The sequence below is a fragment of the Streptomyces dysideae genome (assembly GCF_001514305.1).
GTDB lineage: Bacteria > Actinomycetota > Actinomycetes > Streptomycetales > Streptomycetaceae > Streptomyces > Streptomyces dysideae.
The window spans coordinates 44,062-46,155 of record NZ_KQ949075.1 but is presented as its reverse complement, the minus strand read 5'-3'; the positions used below and the strand labels follow the sequence as shown (position 1 = coordinate 46,155).

Below are 2,094 nucleotides of genomic sequence, written 5' to 3'. Positions count from 1 at the left end.
GGCCGCCGGGCCCCGCCGGCCCACGAGCAGCAGGTGCTTCACGCCGTGCTGTTCGACCAGATGCCGGGCGAGGAGGGCGCCCAGGGTGCCCGTGCCGCCCGTGATCAGGACGGTGCCCTCGGGGTCCAGGGGCCGCCCGGACGGCGTACCGGCACCGGTCGTCGCACGGGCGAGGCGCAGCGCCTCGACCGTCGTGCCGCGGATCACCAGCTGCGGTTCGCCGGACACGGCCGCGGCGGCGATCTGCCCCGGGGTGACGCTGTCGTCGGCGTCGACGAGCACGTACTGCCCGGGGTTCTCCGACTGCGCGGAGCGGACCAGCCCCCACACGGCGGCGGCCCCGGGGTCACCGCCGTCGGCGCCCTTCGTCCGCAGCACCAGCGTCGACGACGTCGGCTCCGGGGCGGCGGACCAGGCCTGGACGAGGTCCAGGGCCCGGCCGGCGAGTTCGCGGGCGCGGGCGGGACCGTCGGCGGCCTCGGCCTCGGTGAGGTCGGCGATGACTACGGCGGGGAGGCCGGAACCCAGGTCAGCGCCGTCCATGACGTACGGGATGTCCTCGGCGCCGGAGACGGTCACCGGGGTCCGCTCGACGCGGAACAGGGCGTCCGGCGCACGCTGCGCACCGAAGGCCGCGGACGACAGCGGCCGGGTGACGAGGGTGCCGATGGCGGCGACGGGGGCGCCGGTGTGGTCGGCGATCTCCAGCGTGACGCCGTCGGAACCGGCCGGCACCACGCGGACCCGCAGCTCGGTGGCGCCGGAGGCGTACAGGACCACCTCGCTCCAGGCGAACGGCAGCCGGGTCTGCCCGGTGTCCCCGCCGCAGAAGGTACTCGCCTGCAGGGCGGCGTCCAGCAGCGCGGGGTGGATGCCGAACCCTTCGGGCGACTGCCCCTCGGGCAGGACGACCTCCGCGTACACCTCCTCGCCCTTGGCCCACACCGACCGCAGGCCCTGGAAGGCGGGCCCGTACGACAGCCCGGCGGCGCGGCGACCGTCGTAGAAGCCGTCGAGGTCGACCCGCTCGGCCCCGGCGGGAGGCCAGGCGGTGAGGCCGAACTCGGGGACCGCACCCACCTGTTCGGCAATGGTGCCGGTGACGTGCCGGGTCCACGGGGTCTCCGGTCCGGCGTCCTGCGGGGCCGAGTACAGGCCGACCGTACGCCGCCCGTCCGCGTCCCCGCCGACGACCACCTGGACGCGTACCCCGCCCGACTCCGGCAGCACCAGCGGCGCCTCGATGACCAGCTCGTCGACCACGCTCGCGCCCGCCTCGTCACCGGCCCGCACGGCCAGCTCAACCAGTGCGGCGCCCGGTACGACGACCGTCCCGGCCACCGCGTGATCGGCCAGCCACGGCTGCGTACGCGTCGACAGCACGCCCGTCGCCAGCACCCCGCCCGACTCCGGGAGCGCCACCGACGCGCCCAGCACGGCGTGACCGGAGGCGCTGAGACCGAGCGCGGCGGCGTCGGAGCGGGTCTCCAGCGGACGCAGCCAGTACCAGTCGCGCTGGAAGGCGTACGTCGGCAGATCCACCCGGCGCCCGCCCGGAGCGAGCGCGGCAAGGCCGGCCGGGACCCCGGCGGCGAACAGCCGGCCGACGGCGGTCACGGCGGCCCGCGCCTCGGGGACGTCCGCGCGCAGGAACGGCACGAACAGCGCGTCGTCGGTGGCGCACTCCTGCCCCAGAGCGGTGAGCACACCGGCGGGACCGAGTTCGAGGAACGCGGTGACGCCCTGCGCCTGGAGAGCGGGGACCGCGTCGGCGAACCGGACGGCATCACGGACGTGCCGAACCCAGTAGTCGGGCGAGGTGAGTTCCTCGTGGGTGGCCAGTGCGCCGGTGACGTTGGAGACCACGCCGATCCGCGGTTCCTGGTGGGCGAGCCCGGCGGCGACCTGCCGGAACTCCGCGAGCATCGGGTCCATCAGCACCGAGTGGAAGGCGTGACTGACCGTCAACTTCTTCGTCTTGCGGCCCTGTTCGGCGAAGATCCGGGCCACCGCCTCGGCAGGCCCCCCCTCGCCGGAGATCACCACGGACGTCGGCCCGTTGATGGCCGCGATGCCCACGCCGTCGGTGAGCAG

1 protein-coding gene is annotated in these 2,094 nt (G+C 75.5%); it reads right to left on the bottom strand.

The features are described 5' to 3' along the window. Positions 1 to 2,094, bottom strand: a 2,094-nt coding sequence (locus AQJ91_RS00165) for a polyketide synthase dehydratase domain-containing protein (RefSeq protein ID WP_159054465.1), incomplete at both ends; no start/stop codon positions are given.